This is a genomic window from Pseudomonas capeferrum (assembly GCF_013523055.1).
Classification (GTDB): Bacteria; Pseudomonadota; Gammaproteobacteria; order Pseudomonadales; family Pseudomonadaceae; genus Aquipseudomonas; species Aquipseudomonas capeferrum_A.
In genome coordinates this window covers 314,291-330,338 of sequence record NZ_JAAMQM010000001.1, presented here as the reverse complement: position 1 = coordinate 330,338, position 16,048 = coordinate 314,291, and the positions used below count along the sequence as shown (strand labels likewise).

Genomic DNA, 16,048 nt, shown 5'->3' with positions numbered 1-16,048 from the left:
CTGACCTTGGCGCGCACCGCTGCGCAAAGTTTTTGATTCTTTTGAAGAAAACCGCTTTACAGGGTGTGCTTTCCTCCGTAATATGCGCACCACACGACAGGCACATAGCTCAGTTGGTTAGAGCACCACCTTGACATGGTGGGGGTCGTTGGTTCGAGTCCAATTGTGCCTACCAAATCCGAGAGGGGCGATCTGAAAAGATCGCCCTTTTTGCATTTTCAGCCCGTGCTCTTATGTCGCGTGTGGCGCGCGACGGCCTTGATCGATGCGCTTCAGCCCCTTCTGGCAACCCGATCATGGTCCCGGGCACCCCTCTCCTCATGCTAGAATTCGCCCCTCGAAATCAGGAGGTAGGCACGTGCGCAAAGTGGCGGTGGTAATGGCGATGCTGGTACTGGTCGGCTGTGAGAACGAGGTCGAAGGTGTCCACAAACAGGTTGCCGAGCACCTGCAGAATCCCGAGACAGCCAAGTTTGCCAACGTTCGATTCGATACCCAGGGCTCGATCTGCGGCCAAGTGCGAGGCAAGGACGATGACGGCAAGTACGAGCCGTATCGTAGCTATGTGGCACTCAAGCACGACGGCCAATACCAGGTCATCATCGACGCGACCGGCAATGACCTGCGTCTTCGCGAAGCCTGTGGTGGCGCCGAGCTGCAGCGCCGCGCCGAAGCCGTTGCCGACCAGCCTGCGCCAGCCGGATGGGACGTGGAGGTGATCCAGGGCCCGAATATGGGCGCCGTCAGCGACATGACCGCGCGCCTTATTGAAAAAGGCATTCCTTCATCGGTGGAATACCGTGACAACAAGCCTGTGGTATTGATGGGGCCATTCCCCACCAAGGCCGAGGCCGAGGCGCGCAAGGCCGATGTCATGGCCCGGCAAGGTACGGACTCCATTGTCATCCAGCATGGCGTTGCGCGTTGAGCTGATGAATGCCGTTTCGCCGGGGCGACGCTTCACTCAAGCGAGCCGTCGCGGCAGCTCGTCTTGTGCATGAATCTCATTCACTGCCTATCTGCGTAACATCTGGCCATGATGTTGATGTCAAAGGACATTTACCCGGCTATGATGTGGAGAGCGAACGCTGGAGCAGGAGAGCCGAATGTCTACACTGGAGCGGGCTATTGCAGTGGCTACCAAGGCTCACGAAGGACAGTACGACAAAGGCGGCGCGGCCTATATTCAGCATCCCCTGCGGGTGATGATGCGGGTCTCGACGCCGGAGCAGCGGATTGTCGCCGTATTGCACGATGTGCTGGAAGATACGCCAACGACCCTGGCCGACCTGGCGCGAGCGGGGTTCAACCTGAAGATTCTGGCCGCCTTGTTGGCCTTGAGTCGCAAGCGCGAAGAGAGCTACGAGGATTTCGTCGTCCGCGTGGGCGATGACCCCCTGGCACGAATCGTGAAGCTGGCGGATCTGGCCGACAACAGCGACATGGCGCGCATCGCCATACCGGGTCCGGCGGACATGGCCAGGTTGGCCAGGTACCATCAGGCCAGGGCCTACCTGCAGGCGCTGGCCTGATAGTCAGCCGCAGGCCTTGAGATCGACGGGTCCGACAAACTCATTGCCGCGGCCCATGATGCAGGCTACCCGCTGGTTGCGTTGCCGCTCCCAGACCTGAGGTGGATAGGTCTTGTCCCAAGCGCTGTACAGCTGTCGATCCTGCTTGGAAAGTCGCAGGTTGTACTGTTTGCTCATGTAGAAGTAAGTTCTGGCGATCATCCCGCGGATCGATGGGCGAGGCATGACTTTCCTGGCCTTGAAATCGACCTGCGTCAAGCAGCTGCCATATTGTCCCTGCTTCTCGGGCAGCCAGCCAAAACCATAGTTGCTACGATCGCCGTTGACTTCACCGATACTGGGTACCAGGTTGTGCAGATCGGCTTCAGCGCGTTTGTACGTTTCATCAGTGCGGGTGCAGTTCTTGCGCCCGCCATTCTGCCAGCACTGACGTTGGTGACCGATCTGCCAAGCCGGAACGATGTGCTCCCATTCGATGCGTGAAGCGCGTTGGGCATTCTTGCGCGGTACGTAGCCACACCCTTTCAGGTCGACCTTGTTGCCGTTGTACTTGCAGCCGCAATAGAACTCGGTCGATTGCGGGGCGTACAGGCGCCAGGCGACTTTCTTGGCTTCGCTGAATGTGCGCGGGGCATCGGCGTGGGCGAGGGAGGTGGTGAGTAGCAGGCAGGCGGCAGCAAAAAACGACACTCTCATGCGGGGTCAATCTTCCTTCGGCACGGTCCAGAAAATCTGCACACCGCCATCGTCGCGGTGGGCGAGGGTGACGTTGTCGTTCTCACTGATTTCTTCGAGCAGGGTTTCCCAGTCTTCGGGCGACTCGCTGTCCAGGCGGAAGATCAAGGCGGCGCGGCTGCGCTGGGCGGTGGGGCTGTTGATGATCTTCTGGATGCGCACACCCAATTGTTCATAACGGCTTGGCGTTACTGCGGGGAGACTGGCCACGCGGCTTTTCCTTGTTTTGCTGTATGCGCGTACAGTATTTCACTGTAGGGTTTTTCGCAACAGCTTGTAAGGTGCTGAAAGATGCTTTGTGGCGGACGTCGGTAAGACTTGGTATCAGGCAGAGTCGTGATGCCGGAAGCAAAGCGGTTACAAAGCCTTGCTTCCGTAGGTTGCAATTGAGTTCAAAACCTCCGGTTTACATCTCGAAAATCATATTGATCGATCATTCATAGCGCTGCAGGGAGCCAGGACGCCTAGCGTTCTAGCTCACTTGCTCAAGGATCAGTATTCCCAGAAGATCCGCTGCAGCTCCTTGCTGTCCTGGGTCTTGGTCATCGCGACCATCGCCAGGATTCTCGCTTTCTGCGGATTCAGGTCGTGCGCCACCACCCAGTCATTCTTGTCGTCAGGCTGCTCGGCATTGCGCAGCACGAAACCACCCTGGTTGACGTGAGATGAACGAATGATCTGCACGCCGTTCTTGCGCAGCTCCTGCAGGGCAGGGACCACCCGCGACGATACCGAGCCATTGCCGGTACCAGCATGGATCAGTGCCTTGGCGCCGTTCTGAGCCAGCGCCTTGTAGGCGGTATCGGTCACGTTGCCGTAGCCGTAGGCAATGTCCACTTGTGGCAAGCTGCTGATCTGCTTGATGTCGAACTCGGAGTTTACGGTGTGGCGCTTGGCCGGCAGGCGGAACCAATAGGATTTACCTTCCACGACCATGCCCATGGGGCCCCAGGCGCTTTTGAAGGCTTCAGTCTTGATGTTGACCGACTTGCTCACGTCACGGCCAGACTGGATCTCGTCATTCATGGTCACCAGCACACCCTTGCCACGTGACTGATTGTCGCTCGCCACCGCCACGGCGTTGTACAGATTGAGCATGCCGTCCGCAGACATGGCGGTGCCCGGGCGCATGGAGCCAACCACGACGATCGGCTTGTCGGTCTTTTCCACCAGGTTGAGGAAGTAGGCGGTCTCTTCCAGGGTGTCGGTGCCATGAGTGATGACGATGCCATCGACATCAGGGCTCTCAGCCAGCTCGGCCACGCGCTTGCCCAATTGCAGCAGGTTTTCGTTGCTGATGCTCTCGGAAGCGATCTGCATCACCTGTTCGCCGCGAACGTTGGCCAGGTCGGCCAGTTCCGGCACGCCCGCTATCAGTTTGTCGACGCCAACCTTGGCGGCTTGGTAGGTCGCGCTGTTGGCAGTGCTGGCGCCCGCGCCGGCGATGGTCCCGCCAGTGGCAAGGATCACCACATTGGCCAGCTTCCGTTGTTGTTCGGCTTCCTTGGCGCTGACGCTCATTGGCAAAATGAGCAGGAAAGCAAGCGCACTGGGCGCTAAGGTGTTCAGAGTGGTTTTGATCATTATTCTTTTCTCTTCCTGGTGAGATTCGCTATATCGCCTGATGAGCAGGCAGTTTTCGTACCAGCATTTTCCTATTTGTCGTCAATTGCGAGTATCCCGCAAACGCGGGGCGTATCCTATCGAGGCGGATGGCTACAGGCTTGGTTGCATTCGGGATGTCGAACAAGACCAGAAAAAATGTTCGGAATGCCGTGAAGTTTTTCAGATCATTCCGACGCATGCTGTCGGATAGTTCTTAAAGGCTCGGCTTTGACGACGTCCAGTCCCGTTTCCATGGTAGCCAGCAGTAAAGGTTTGCGATCCGATAAGAATCACAGTCCTCCGCCATTGCCCACGGTCGGTCAGTCGATGCGCGAGCCGGAACAATTGACGCCGAGCTGCCACTGTCGCGTACCGCTTCACCACTGGGTACACATCCCGAACAACGTCATCGCGCCGAAGATCATCCTGCGCGGGTTAACTGACCCGCGTCCCGGCCTGTTCAGTGAGTATCGCTGAGAACGTTTCAGGCGCGGTAAAGCTCTGCAGGGCTCTGCATGGAATGCAGGATCAGCGATGGGCATTCGTCTCAATCGCGCCCGATGCTCCGATCTGCTCAGCGGGCGGCTGTCGCCCCTGCAAGAGACGCATGCGGGGCATAACGCTCCAGAACCTGCTGGACGAAATTACGTGCCGCGTCCCTGCCGCGGTCGCGAACCAGGAGGTCGACGGCAATCAGCAATAGTTCTTCTGGAGTTCCTGGACTATAGGCGCTCTGACCTTCAGCCCATTTGACCTTGATGTCGGCGTCGATGCTGTGGGTGCTCATGGATGATTCTCGCTGCAGGCCGGTACGGAAAATGCGGACGCTTGGCCTTGGTATTCGAAGGGCGGACGTCTCGTGATCCACTTATTACAGTAAATCATGACTTTACGTAAGTGACCCTGCGAGTTAGGCATAAGAAATCCTGACATACAAACCAATCGCGCGAATGCAAAATCCGGTCACGATTGGCTTTTCCCTCTGCGCTGGGATTCAGGCAGACTTGATCGGTTTTGCAACGAACTGTTGGTGCAACTGTCGCATGAGGCAGTTCCCGTGATCGATAGGAGGATTCATGTTCCGTACCCGTGCTTCTCTGGCAACCTTGCTGGTAGCTGCAGTCCTGGCAGGTTGCAGCACTGGCGGCAAGTCGAGCGATAGCGACAACGCTCCGGCGGCCCCGGACGCCAGTGATGGCCGCTGCGAATCCAGTGGCGCCGATTTCACCCTGGGAAAAGTGGCCAGTGCCGAATTGCTCGAGCAGGCGCGCAAGGCCAGTGGCTCCCAGGTCGCGCGTATTCTCAAGCCTCATGATGTCATGACCTTGGAATACCGCTCCGAGCGGCTGAACTTGAACGTCGATGAAAAAGGTGTGGTGACGCGCGTCAACTGCGGTTGAGCGTCTTTCTGCGTCTGGTGTGGCTTCGTCGAGATTGATAGAGGAGGGCGCTACTTCTCGATAGCGCTTTCGCTTGATGAGGGCGCCACCAGTGGCTGTCAGACGACCTGTTCGAGACAGCGCATTTGTTCAGCCCACAAAAAAACCCGCCACGAAGGCGGGTTTTTTTGTAGCTACGCCCGAATTACTCCGGACGAACCTGTGCAGCCTGCATGCCCTTCTGGCCGCGCTCGGCAACGAAGGAAACGGTCTGGCCTTCTTTCAGGCTTTTGAAGCCGTCGGATTCGATGGCCTTGAAGTGAACGAACAGGTCGTCGCCGCCGCCTTGAGGAGTGATGAAGCCGAAGCCTTTTTCATCGTTGAACCACTTGACGGTGCCGGTTTGGCGATTGGACATGGGTGAATCTCCAGAAACATGATGTTTTTTCAAAGGTGCGATGTTGCCGAGGCCACAGGGTGCACAAGCAACATCATAGTCTAATTTTGCGCAGCAAGCGCCAATTACATTCACAGAATACTGATTCAGCGCAAATTAAGGCTGATCAGCCCCCTCCGCAAGGGTGCTATTTCGGCTTGCAGGCCTCTTGTACCGCGGCCTGCGCGCGTTGCATCAGTTTAGCGTCAACGCCATCCTTGCTGTCGAGTTCTTGTATCTCCTGGGTACTAAAATTCTTTTCGATGGCCTTGGCGCCACATTCGCAGTGCGATTTTGCCTCACTGGCGCTGAGGCCCTGGCCAGTGGCCACCTGCTGGCATTGCTGCATGTAGGTGCCTTTCTTGCCTTCTGGCCACGGGCCAGCGTTCGCCACCATCGGCAGCATCAGGGCACCAACAGCGCTCAGGGCGAGAAGAGACTGAAGTCGCATAACCACACACTCCTTGGGTTAGGGCTCGTAAAGAGTAGGATGCTTCAAAAACTCTGAGGGGAAATCTCCCTGACAAGTTCATCCTCTGTCCGCATTTTCCAAATATTTCTGCCTGCCGTCGAAAGCGGCGTGCTAGCATGCCCGGCTTGCAATTGACCGTTGGTCGCTTGCACCCATTTTCTTTCTTCCAGTCACTCTGGTTCGTCCCTGGTAAGCCGAAAGGCTTCTGCCACTGTGAGGCAGGCTTTCCCAACGGAAAGACACGGCGGATCTTGTACTGGCTCATCCCAACCCACGTGACCTTTGGTAGGGGTCACCACTAGGAGAGGAGGCGCCATGCCCATCATTACTCTTCCCGATGGCAGTCAACGCTCGTTCGACAAGGCCGTCACCGTTGCCGAAGTCGCCGCATCCATCGGCGCGGGTCTCGCCAAGGCCACCCTGGCCGGCAAGGTCGATGGCAAGCTGGTCGACGCGTGCGACCTGATCGAGAACGATGCCACCCTGCAGATCATCACACCCAAGGATGAAGAGGGGCTGGAGATTATCCGTCACTCGTGCGCCCACCTGATCGGCCACGCGGTCAAGCAGCTCTATCCGACCGCCAAGATGGTCATCGGCCCGGTGATCGATGAAGGCTTCTATTACGACATCGCCTATGAGCGTCCTTTTACTCCCGAGGACCTCTCCGCGATCGAGCAGCGCATGCAGCAGCTGATCGAGAAGGATTACGACGTCATCAAGAAAGTGACGCCGCGCGCCGAGGTCATCGGCGTGTTCCGGGAGCGTGGCGAAGACTACAAGCTGCGTCTGGTCGAGGACATGCCTGATGAGACGGCCATGGGCTTGTACTATCACGAAGAGTACGTCGACATGTGCCGTGGTCCGCACGTGCCGAACACGCGCTTCCTCAAGGCATTCAAGCTGACCAAGCTGTCCGGCGCCTACTGGCGCGGCGATGCCAAGAACGAGCAATTGCAGCGTGTCTACGGCACCGCCTGGGCTGACAAGAAGCAGCTGGCCGCCTATATCCAGCGTATCGAGGAAGCCGAAAAGCGCGATCACCGCAAGATCGGCAAGCAGCTCGACCTGTTCCACCTGCAGGAAGAAGCGCCAGGCATGGTCTTCTGGCATCCTAACGGTTGGACGGTCTACCAGGTGCTCGAGCAGTACATGCGCACTGTGCAGCGCGTGAATGGCTACCTCGAGATCAAGACCCCGCAGGTCGTCGACCGGATCCTGTGGGAGCGCTCGGGTCACTGGTCCAACTACGCCGAAAACATGTTCACCACCTCGTCGGAAAGCCGCGATTATGCGGTCAAGCCGATGAACTGCCCTTGTCACGTGCAAGTATTCAACCAAGGGCTGAAGTCATATCGCGACCTGCCGCTGCGCCTGGCCGAATTCGGTGCCTGCCACCGCAACGAGCCGTCCGGCGCCCTGCACGGCATCATGCGTGTGCGCGGTTTCGTACAGGACGATGCGCACATCTTCTGCACCGAAGATCAGGTAAAGAAAGAGGCCGCCGATTTCATCAAGCTGACCCTTGATGTCTATAAGGACTTCGGCTTCAGCGACATCGCCATGAAGCTCTCGACCCGTCCGGCAAAGCGCGTAGGCTCCGAAGAGCTATGGGATCGTGCCGAGGGCGCGCTCGCCGATGCCTTGAACGAATCTGGCCTGGAGTGGGAATACCAGCCGGGCGAGGGGGCGTTCTACGGTCCGAAGATCGAGTTCACCTTGCGTGACTGCCTCGGTCGCAGCTGGCAGTGTGGTACCCTGCAATACGATCCAAACCTGCCCGAGCGCCTCGACGCGAGCTACATCGCCGAAGATAACGCCCGCAAGCGCCCAGTGATGCTGCATCGTGCCATCCTTGGATCGTTCGAGCGTTTCATCGGCATGCTGATCGAGCACTACGCCGGTGTTTTCCCGGCCTGGCTGGCGCCGACCCAGGCGGTGATCATGAATATCACCGACAAACAGGCTGATTTTGCTCAGGAAGTGGAAAAAACTCTCACTTCCAGCGGATTCCGTGCCAAGACCGACTTGAGAAATGAGAAGATCGGCTTTAAAATCCGCGAGCATACTTTGCTCAAGGTCCCGTACCTTTTGGTTATAGGGGATCGTGAAGTCGAAACGCAAACCGTCGCTGTGCGAACGCGCGAAGGTGCTGACCTGGGCTCCATGCCCGTCGCCCAATTCGCTGAATTCCTCGCTCATGCGGTTTCCCGGCGTGGTCGCCAAGAATCGGAGTAATTACTATTAAGCGTGAAATGAGAAACGATAAACGAACTGCACCGAAGGCCCCGATCAACGAGAATATCTCGGCACGCGAGGTTCGGTTAATTGGCGCTGATGGCGAGCAGGTTGGCATCGTCTCGATTGATGAAGCGCTTCGAATCGCTGAAGAAGCGAAGCTGGATCTGGTAGAGATTTCTGCTGACGCCCTACCTCCTGTCTGTAAAGTCATGGACTACGGCAAGCACCTCTTCGAGAAGAAGAAGCAGGCCAACGAGGCCAAAAAGAATCAGAAGCAGATCCAGATCAAAGAAATCAAGTTTCGTCCAGGGACGGAGGAAGGGGATTACCAGGTAAAACTACGCAACCTGGTACGTTTCCTAAGTGAAGGGGACAAGGCCAAGATCTCTCTGAGATTCCGTGGTCGTGAGATGGCCCACCAGGAGCTGGGCATGGAGCTGTTGAAGCGGGTTGAAGGTGACCTGATCGAATACGGCACCGTCGAGCAGCATCCGAAGATGGAAGGACGCCAGCTTATGATGGTCATCGCCCCCAAAAAGAAGAAATAACCACCAGGGCACGGCAGGCCTTGCGGTTATGTTTATCCATCCAATGCGGAGTTCCGAACATGCCAAAAATGAAAACCAAGAGCGGTGCTGCGAAGCGTTTCCTGAAAACAGCTTCCGGTTTCAAGCACAAGCACGCTTTCAAGAGCCACATCCTGACCAAAATGTCGACCAAGCGTAAGCGTCAATTGCGTGGTAGCAGCTTGCTGCACCCGTCCGACGTGGCAAAAGTCGCGCGCATGCTGCGCGTTCGTTAATTCTGGTCAAAGATAGAGGAAATTACTCATGGCTCGTGTAAAGCGTGGCGTCATCGCCCGTAAGCGTCACAAAAAGATTCTGAAACTGGCTAAAGGTTACTACGGTGCGCGCTCGCGCGTATTCCGCGTAGCCAAGCAGGCTGTCATCAAGGCCGGTCAATACGCCTACCGTGACCGTCGTCAGAAGAAGCGTCAGTTCCGCGCACTGTGGATCGCTCGTATCAACGCCGGTGCTCGCATCAACGGTCTGTCCTACAGCCGTCTGATCGCTGGCCTGAAAAAGGCTTCGATCGAAATCGACCGCAAGGTTCTGGCCGATCTGGCAGTGAACGAAAAAGCGGCGTTTGCTGCGATTGTCGAGAAAGCTAAAGCCGTCCTGGCTTAAGTACCCGCGACAATCACCCGGCGACGTTTGCGGCGTCGGGTGTTAAACGTCATCGATAGGGGAAGAGCCTGTAAGCTCTTCCCCTATTTTGTATCTGGAGTCTGTACATGGAAAACCTGGACGCGTTGGTCTCCCAAGCCCTTGAGGCCGTAGAGCGCGCTGAAGACATCAATGCCCTGGAACAGATCCGGGTTCAATTTCTCGGCAAGAAAGGCGAGCTGACCCAGGTGATGAAGACCCTGGGCAACCTGCCGGCCGAAGAGCGGCCAAAGGTTGGCGCGCTGATCAACGACGCCAAGGAGCGCGTCACCCTGGTGCTCAACGCACGCAAGGCCGCCTTCGAAGAAGCGGAGCTCAGCGCTCGCCTGGCCGCCGAATGCATTGATGTGACCCTGCCAGGCCGTGGCCAGACCACCGGTGGCCTGCACCCGATTACCCGTACCCTTGAGCGCATCGAACAGTTCTTCACCCACATCGGCTACGGCATCGCCGAAGGCCCTGAGGTCGAGGACGACTACCACAACTTCGAAGCCCTCAACATCCCTGGCCACCATCCGGCCCGAGCGATGCACGACACATTCTATTTCAATGCCAACATGCTGCTGCGCACCCATACCTCGCCGGTGCAGGTGCGGACCATGGAGTCCAGCCAGCCGCCGATTCGCATTGTCTGCCCAGGCCGCGTCTACCGCTGCGACTCGGATATCACCCATTCACCGATGTTCCATCAGGTCGAAGGCCTGCTGGTTGACCGCGATATCAACTTCGCCGACCTCAAGGGCACCATCGAGGAATTCCTCCGTGTGTTCTTCGAGAAAGAGTTGGCAGTGCGTTTCCGTCCTTCGTTCTTCCCGTTCACCGAGCCGTCCGCCGAAGTCGACATTCAGTGCGTGATGTGCAGCGGCAAGGGCTGCCGCGTGTGCAAGCAGACCGGCTGGCTCGAAGTGATGGGCTGCGGCATGGTTCATCCGAACGTGCTGCGCATGTCCGGTATCGACCCCGAAGAGTTCCAGGGCTTCGCCTTCGGCATGGGCGCCGAGCGCCTGGCCATGCTCCGTTATGGCGTCAACGATTTGCGTCTGTTCTTCGACAACGACCTGCGGTTCCTGGCGCAATTCCGCTAGACCGCACCTTGACGCAATTTTCAGGAGAACAGCATGAAATTCAGTGAACAGTGGCTGCGTGGTTGGGTCAACCCGCAAGTCTCCCGTGACGAGCTCGTTGCTCGTCTGTCCATGGCCGGCCTCGAAGTCGACAGCGTCACTCCGGCCGCTGGCGAGTTCAGCGGCATCGTCGTTGGCGAAGTGCTGAGCACCGAGCAGCACCCGGACGCCGACAAGTTGCGTGTCTGCCAGGTCAGTAACGGCAGCGAGACCTTCCAGGTCGTATGCGGTGCCCCCAACGTACGTCCCGGCTTGAAGATCCCCTTTGCCATGATCGGCGCTCAACTGCCTGGCGACTTCAAGATCAAGAAGGCCAAGCTGCGCGGTGTCGAGTCTAACGGTATGCTCTGCTCGGCAGCCGAGCTGCAGATCAGCGAAGAGAACGATGGCCTGCTCGAACTCGCTTCCGATGCTCCTGTCGGTGAGGACGTGCGCGTCTATCTCAGCCTGGACGATGCCAGTATCGAAGTCGACCTGACCCCGAACCGTGGCGATTGCCTGTCTTTGGCCGGTCTGGCCCGAGAGGTGGGCGCGCTCTACGATGTACCGGTCACCCGTCCACAGGTGCCGGCCGTAGCTGCGGCCCACGATGAAGTCCGTCCGGTCGATGTGAGCGCGCCAGCCGCCTGCCCGCGTTACCTGGGCCGGGTCATCCGCAACGTCGACCTGTCCAAGCCATCCCCGCTGTGGATGGTCGAGCGCCTGCGCCGCGCCGATGTACGCAGCATCGACGCCGCTGTCGATATCACCAACTACGTGATGCTCGAGCTCGGCCAACCGATGCACGCCTTCGATCTCGCCGAAATCAACGGCGGCATTCGCGTGCGCATGGCAGAAGAAGGCGAAAAGCTGGTGCTGCTCGACGGTCAGGAGGTGGCCCTGCGTGCTGACACGCTGGTCATCGCCGATCATTCCCGCGCCTTGGCCATCGCTGGCGTCATGGGTGGCGAGCACAGTGGCGTGTCCGACAAGACTCGCGACATCTTCCTCGAAAGCGCATTCTTCGAGCCTATTTCCGTAGCCGGCAAGGCCCGTTCCTACGGCCTGCACACCGATGCTTCGCACCGCTTCGAGCGCGGCGTGGACTCGCAACTGGCGCGTGAAGCCATGGAGCGTGCTACCGCACTGATGCTCGATATCGTCGGCGGTGAAGCCGGGCCGATCATCGAAGCCGTCAGCGAGCAGCATTTGCCAGAGGTCGCACCGATTACCTTGCGCGCCGAACGCATCAGCCAGATGCTCGGCATGGACATGGAGAAGACAGTCGTCGAGCAATTGCTCAACGCCTTGGGCCTGACCACCAGCGCCAGCGGGGAAGGGCAATGGACTGTAGAAGTTCCTAGCCACCGCTTCGACATCAGCATCGAAGTAGACCTGATCGAAGAGCTTGCCCGCCTGTACGGTTACAACCGCCTGCCGGTACGCTACCCGCAAGCCCGCTTGGCCCCCCAGGCCAAGTCCGAAACCCGTGGCGAGCTGCCGAATCTGCGTCGTCTGCTGGTCGCCCGCGGTTACCAGGAAGCTATCACCTACAGCTTCATCGACGCGAAGCTGTTCGAGCTGTTCAGCCCTGGCGTCGAGCCTTTGCTGCTGGCCAATCCGATCTCCAGCGACATGGCCGCCATGCGCGCCTCCCTGTGGCCAGGTCTGGTCAAGGCACTGCAGCACAACCTCAATCGCCAGCAGGATCGCGTACGCCTCTTCGAAAGCGGCCAACGCTTCGTTGGCAAGCTCGGTGACCTCCAGCAGCAACCAATGCTTGCCGGCGTCGTCTGCGGCAGCCGCCTGCCGGAAGGCTGGGCAAACGGGCGCGAGGGCATCGACTTCTTCGACGTCAAGGCCGACGTCGAAGCGGTGCTTGGCTACGCTGGCGCGTTGGACGAATTCAAGTTCGTCGCCGGCAAGCACCCAGCCCTGCACCCGGGCCAGACCGCCCGCATCGAGCGTGGCGGACGCGAAGTCGGCTATCTCGGCGCGCTCCACCCCGAGCTCGCCAAGACCCTCGACTTGGACCGTCCAGTATTTGTCTTTGAGCTGGTACTGGGTGAGGTCGTCGAAGGTAGTCTGCCGGCCTTCAGCGAACTGTCCAGGTTCCCTGAAACCAGGCGTGACCTGGCCTTGATCGCAGGTCGTGATGTGGCTTCGAGCGCGGTGCTCGAGGTAATCCGAGAGCACGCGGGTGAATGGCTCAAGGACCTCAGACTGTTTGATGTCTATGCAGGTAAAGGTATTGATCCGGATAGAAAAAGCCTCGCGGTCGGCTTGACCTGGCAGCATCCATCGCGCACTCTTAACGACGATGAGGTGAACGCCACCCTGCAGACTATCCTCACCTCGCTCGAACAAAGGTTGAACACCACGTTAAGGAAATAGCGTATGGGTGCTCTGACGAAAGCTGAGATGGCCGAAAGGCTCTATGAAGAGCTAGGCTTGAACAAGCGTGAGGCCAAGGAACTGGTAGAGCTGTTCTTTGAAGAGATCCGGCACGCGCTTGAAGACAACGAGCAGGTCAAATTGTCCGGATTCGGCAATTTCGACCTGCGGGACAAACGCCAGCGACCGGGTCGCAACCCCAAGACAGGGGAAGAGATCCCGATCACTGCACGCCGTGTCGTCACCTTTCGTCCAGGGCAGAAGTTGAAGGCCCGGGTTGAGGCCTATGCTGGAACCAAGCCATAACGACGAGTTGCCGCCCATACCCGGCAAACGTTACTTCACCATTGGTGAAGTGAGTGAGCTCTGTGCCGTAAAACCGCATGTGCTCCGTTATTGGGAGCAGGAGTTCCCCCAGCTCAATCCGGTCAAGCGTCGCGGTAACCGACGGTATTATCAGCGCCAAGACGTGCTGATGATCCGCCAGATTCGCGCGCTGCTGTATGACCAAGGCTTCACCATCGGTGGTGCGCGATTGCGCATGTCCAGTGAAGAAGCCAAGGAAGACTCTACCCAGTACAGGCAACTGATCCGGCAGATGATTGTCGAGTTGGAAGATGTGCTGGTAGTGCTGAAGAAAGCCTGAGCCGACGAATGGAAGTTTTTTTGAAAAAAAGCTTCCATCTATCAAAAGGTTAGGGTACATTCTTCATCGTTCTCGGCAGCATTGGGAACATGCTTCAAGCCCAGTCGGGGCGTAGCGCAGCCCGGTAGCGCACTTGCATGGGGTGCAAGGGGTCGAGTGTTCGAATCACTCCGTCCCGACCATATATTCCTGAGTAAAATCAGACACTTAAGCCGGTTATCTAAACCGGCTTTTTTGTGCGTGCGCAAAACATGCGCAAAACCCGCGCAAAACTATCCGGCGATATCGCCGATATCTAGGTCCGCTTCCACCTCGGACCAGATCACTTCTTCATGTCCCTTCTGGTAGTTTCTGGTCATGCCTTCAGTGGTATGTCCGGCAATCTTCTGGCCGTCTTTCCCTGCCCGTTTGTAGAGGTGAAGGGAGAGGGCGCGCACCTCATGAAACCCTGGCATTTCCTCCTCTTTGAGGTCGATGTAACAGCGAGCGGCATCCCTCGCATCTTTGAAGGCACGCGTGAGAAAGCGCTCGTCCACCTTCGTCCAGTGATCTTTCCCTTTGCGTTTCTTCTTCCGCTCCGGCCGCCTGTGCACCAGGTAGGGCGAGAGGATGTCGTCTCGACACCGGGCCAGCACGTCATTGAGCTGGTCGGTAATCTTGATCTTCAGCCAGCCGGCATCCGATGCCTTCTCCGTTTTGTTCTGCACCACGTACAGAAACCCGTCCCGCGCATCCTCAAACTTCATGTCCAGGATGTCTCCGCGCCGCTGCGCAGTGATCAACGCGAGATCGATCGCGTTTTGCAGCCAGCGCGGTGACTTTTCCCGAATAGCCTTGAGCCCTTCCACGGTGTGGCGCTTGCGCTGCTTCTTCTCGATCTTGGGGATGGTGCTGGCGGCAGGGTTGTCTGGGCACAGGCCTTTGGCCGCCGCGTGGTTGAACACATCGATCAGGATCGCCCGGGCCTGGTTGCTGGCGCGGGCGGTGAGCGGCTCCAGAAACTCTGCAACCATCCTGATCGTCACCTGGTCAAGCGGGCGGTCACCGAGAACGGCTCTGACCTGCTTGAACCTGACCGCGTAGAGATCGAGCGTAGCCTTGGCCAACTCCCGCGGTGGGAGCACGTCTTTCTCATAGGTATCGAGGAATTCGGAAACGGTAACAGACGTCTCCCCGAGGACTATGGCTACCAGGTCGCCGCCCCGGAGGAAGGTGGTATTCAGCTGGCATGCAGCGTCGATCGCTTTGCCTCGATCGGCACCAAACTGAAACCACTTTCCGTCCGTGGGGCGCCGGTAGCGGTAGGTGCCCCGGCGCGCATCGAAGTACAGATTTATGGGCAAGCCTTTGTTGGCTTTGTTCCTTGGTCGAGGAACCATCACGCAGCTCCTTTCAGCACCATGTCGACCAGTGCGTTCCCGGTGGTCCGTTGGTAGGCGGCCCAGTCAACGTACCAGATATTGCCGATGCGCTCGCCTGGCAGTTTGCGGTCTCGCAGGTAGTTGCGGATTGCCTGGGAGCACAACGGCGTACCATTCTCTCCCCACTTTCGACGCTGGAACTCGCTGATCTTGATCAGTTCTTTCTTCATGATGATCTCCACGCCGCCGGCGGCGGCAGCTTGGTGTTAGGCGGGAACCTTATCGAGTGCCGTATCGGCGACCTTGAGGGCGGCCTGGGCATCGTTGACGTAGGCAGGATCGAAGCCGCCGGCGTAGTGGATGACACGCTGGCAGGCGTCCAGCTCTTTACGCGCCAGGCGCAGCGCGTGGATCAGCTCATCTTGGAGCTCACCCTCGGCCCGGCCGATATCCCAGAAGCGCTGCCCCCAGTGCCCAACTGGTGGTGGGTTGCCGTCCTGCTTGCCGCACACCATGGCGCCCACGGCGGCATCGCAGATCAGGTCCTTGTAAATGTTGTTGCCGTCGATACTAAGGCCGGCGCGTCGGCGCAACGTGCTCACAATCTCGTCGACGCTGGTGCTGCCCTCTTTCAGGACAATGTCTTGCTCTGGCTCGCCGGGGATGTAAATCACCAGGGCAAGCTTGGCTTCCGGCTTGAGATGACTGCTGATCTTCACCAGCGCGTCGTTGGCGACATCGTGGAACCGGTTTATTGCAGACATAGGTCATCCTCACCCGCGCATGTCGGCGGGCTTGAGTTGTAGTGAAGCGATAGAGGGAGAGGCGTGTGCTAGCCGCGGCAGATGCTCAGCCAGCCAGTAATGAGCCACCAGAAATCTTGAGACACCATGAATCCGAAGCCGGCGCAGAAGCCGA

Annotated in this window: 21 protein-coding genes and 2 tRNA genes; 14 read left to right on the top strand and 9 right to left on the bottom strand. The window is 58.3% G+C overall.

Annotated features, from left to right (window positions below; translation table 11 throughout):
* Positions 1–98 precede the first annotated feature (98 nt).
* The 3 genes from G7009_RS01805 (at position 99) to G7009_RS01795 (ending at position 1,532) form a co-directional block, all read left to right on the top strand.
* Positions 99–175, top strand: a tRNA-Val gene (locus tag G7009_RS01805).
* 183 nt (positions 176–358) lie between these two features.
* Positions 359–928, top strand: a complete 570-nt coding sequence (locus G7009_RS01800) for an SPOR domain-containing protein (protein WP_181128246.1) — start codon at positions 359–361, stop codon at positions 926–928.
* 178 nt (positions 929–1,106) lie between these two features.
* Positions 1,107–1,532: a bifunctional (p)ppGpp synthetase/guanosine-3',5'-bis(diphosphate) 3'-pyrophosphohydrolase gene (locus G7009_RS01795; RefSeq protein WP_181128245.1), complete on the top strand. Its 426-nt coding sequence runs from the start codon at positions 1,107–1,109 to the stop codon at positions 1,530–1,532.
* 3 nt (positions 1,533–1,535) lie between these two features.
* Here the strand turns inward: G7009_RS01795 and G7009_RS01790 are convergent, their stop codons facing one another.
* From G7009_RS01790 to G7009_RS01780, 3 genes are all read right to left on the bottom strand, one after another.
* Complete coding sequence (locus G7009_RS01790; protein WP_181128244.1) at positions 1,536–2,228, bottom strand: endonuclease; 693 nt, start codon at positions 2,226–2,228, stop codon at positions 1,536–1,538.
* Between the two features lie 6 nt (positions 2,229–2,234).
* Complete coding sequence (locus tag G7009_RS01785; RefSeq protein WP_181128243.1) at positions 2,235–2,477, bottom strand: DUF1654 domain-containing protein; 243 nt, start codon at positions 2,475–2,477, stop codon at positions 2,235–2,237.
* A gap of 282 nt (positions 2,478–2,759) precedes the next feature.
* The gene (locus G7009_RS01780; protein WP_375139526.1) at positions 2,760–3,788 is read right to left on the bottom strand and encodes an asparaginase; all 1,029 of its coding nucleotides are present in this window, start codon (positions 3,786–3,788) and stop codon (positions 2,760–2,762) included.
* A 411-nt stretch (positions 3,789–4,199) separates the two neighbouring features.
* Between G7009_RS01780 and G7009_RS01775 the strand changes: the two genes are divergently transcribed.
* A complete protein-coding gene (locus tag G7009_RS01775) occupies positions 4,200–4,349 on the top strand; it encodes a hypothetical protein (RefSeq protein WP_181128242.1) in 150 nt (49 codons plus the stop codon).
* 97 nt (positions 4,350–4,446) lie between these two features.
* Here the strand turns inward: G7009_RS01775 and G7009_RS01770 are convergent, their stop codons facing one another.
* A complete protein-coding gene (locus G7009_RS01770; RefSeq protein ID WP_181128241.1) occupies positions 4,447–4,659 on the bottom strand; it encodes a hypothetical protein in 213 nt (70 codons plus the stop codon).
* A gap of 289 nt (positions 4,660–4,948) precedes the next feature.
* Between G7009_RS01770 and G7009_RS01765 the strand changes: the two genes are divergently transcribed.
* The gene (locus G7009_RS01765) at positions 4,949–5,272 is read left to right on the top strand and encodes an I78 family peptidase inhibitor (protein ID WP_181128240.1); all 324 of its coding nucleotides are present in this window, start codon (positions 4,949–4,951) and stop codon (positions 5,270–5,272) included.
* A 184-nt stretch (positions 5,273–5,456) separates the two neighbouring features.
* Here G7009_RS01765 and G7009_RS01760 read toward each other — a convergent pair whose 3' ends face one another.
* Both G7009_RS01760 and G7009_RS01755 read right to left on the bottom strand, forming a co-directional pair.
* Positions 5,457–5,669: a cold-shock protein gene (locus tag G7009_RS01760; RefSeq protein ID WP_012273095.1), complete on the bottom strand. Its 213-nt coding sequence runs from the start codon at positions 5,667–5,669 to the stop codon at positions 5,457–5,459.
* A gap of 166 nt (positions 5,670–5,835) precedes the next feature.
* Entirely contained in the window at positions 5,836–6,138 is a 303-nt protein-coding gene (locus G7009_RS01755) for a hypothetical protein (RefSeq protein WP_181128239.1), read from the bottom strand.
* A 336-nt stretch (positions 6,139–6,474) separates the two neighbouring features.
* Here G7009_RS01755 and thrS point away from each other — a divergent pair, with 336 nt between their 5' ends.
* The 9 genes from thrS (at position 6,475) to G7009_RS01710 (ending at position 13,951) form a co-directional block, all read left to right on the top strand.
* The gene (gene thrS / locus G7009_RS01750) at positions 6,475–8,397 is read left to right on the top strand and encodes a threonine--tRNA ligase (protein ID WP_181128238.1); all 1,923 of its coding nucleotides are present in this window, start codon (positions 6,475–6,477) and stop codon (positions 8,395–8,397) included.
* Positions 8,397–8,948 (top strand): translation initiation factor IF-3, encoded by a 552-nt coding sequence (gene infC, locus G7009_RS01745; protein WP_181128383.1) that lies wholly within the window; start codon positions 8,397–8,399, stop codon positions 8,946–8,948. The genes thrS and infC overlap by 1 nt, the downstream gene beginning before the upstream one ends.
* Positions 8,949–9,007: 59 nt before the next feature.
* Complete coding sequence (gene rpmI, locus G7009_RS01740) at positions 9,008–9,202, top strand: 50S ribosomal protein L35 (protein WP_008100408.1); 195 nt, start codon at positions 9,008–9,010, stop codon at positions 9,200–9,202.
* Between the two features lie 28 nt (positions 9,203–9,230).
* Positions 9,231–9,587 (top strand): 50S ribosomal protein L20, encoded by a 357-nt coding sequence (gene rplT, locus G7009_RS01735; RefSeq protein ID WP_095159233.1) that lies wholly within the window; start codon positions 9,231–9,233, stop codon positions 9,585–9,587.
* 107 nt (positions 9,588–9,694) lie between these two features.
* The gene (gene pheS, locus G7009_RS01730) at positions 9,695–10,711 is read left to right on the top strand and encodes a phenylalanine--tRNA ligase subunit alpha (protein ID WP_181128237.1); all 1,017 of its coding nucleotides are present in this window, start codon (positions 9,695–9,697) and stop codon (positions 10,709–10,711) included.
* Positions 10,712–10,744: 33 nt separating this feature from the next.
* Positions 10,745–13,123: a phenylalanine--tRNA ligase subunit beta gene (pheT, locus tag G7009_RS01725; RefSeq protein ID WP_181128236.1), complete on the top strand. Its 2,379-nt coding sequence runs from the start codon at positions 10,745–10,747 to the stop codon at positions 13,121–13,123.
* A gap of 3 nt (positions 13,124–13,126) precedes the next feature.
* Positions 13,127–13,429, top strand: coding sequence for an integration host factor subunit alpha (gene ihfA, locus G7009_RS01720; RefSeq protein ID WP_009394049.1), 303 nt, complete (start codon positions 13,127–13,129; stop codon positions 13,427–13,429).
* Complete coding sequence (locus G7009_RS01715; protein ID WP_181128235.1) at positions 13,410–13,769, top strand: MerR family transcriptional regulator; 360 nt, start codon at positions 13,410–13,412, stop codon at positions 13,767–13,769. Before ihfA ends, G7009_RS01715 begins: the two co-directional genes overlap by 20 nt.
* Positions 13,770–13,874: 105 nt before the next feature.
* Positions 13,875–13,951 (top strand) — tRNA-Pro (locus G7009_RS01710).
* Between the two features lie 90 nt (positions 13,952–14,041).
* On the opposite strand, the gene G7009_RS01705 is transcribed toward G7009_RS01710, so the two are convergent.
* From G7009_RS01705 to G7009_RS01695, 3 genes are read right to left on the bottom strand one after another with little or no spacing between them, the layout of a single operon-like run.
* Positions 14,042–15,148 (bottom strand): phage integrase Arm DNA-binding domain-containing protein, encoded by a 1,107-nt coding sequence (locus G7009_RS01705; RefSeq protein ID WP_181128234.1) that lies wholly within the window; start codon positions 15,146–15,148, stop codon positions 14,042–14,044.
* Complete coding sequence (locus tag G7009_RS01700) at positions 15,148–15,360, bottom strand: hypothetical protein (RefSeq protein WP_181128233.1); 213 nt, start codon at positions 15,358–15,360, stop codon at positions 15,148–15,150. Before G7009_RS01700 ends, G7009_RS01705 begins: the two co-directional genes overlap by 1 nt.
* A 36-nt stretch (positions 15,361–15,396) precedes the next feature.
* Positions 15,397–15,894: a hypothetical protein gene (locus tag G7009_RS01695; RefSeq protein ID WP_181128232.1), complete on the bottom strand. Its 498-nt coding sequence runs from the start codon at positions 15,892–15,894 to the stop codon at positions 15,397–15,399.
* Positions 15,895–16,048 lie beyond the last annotated feature (154 nt).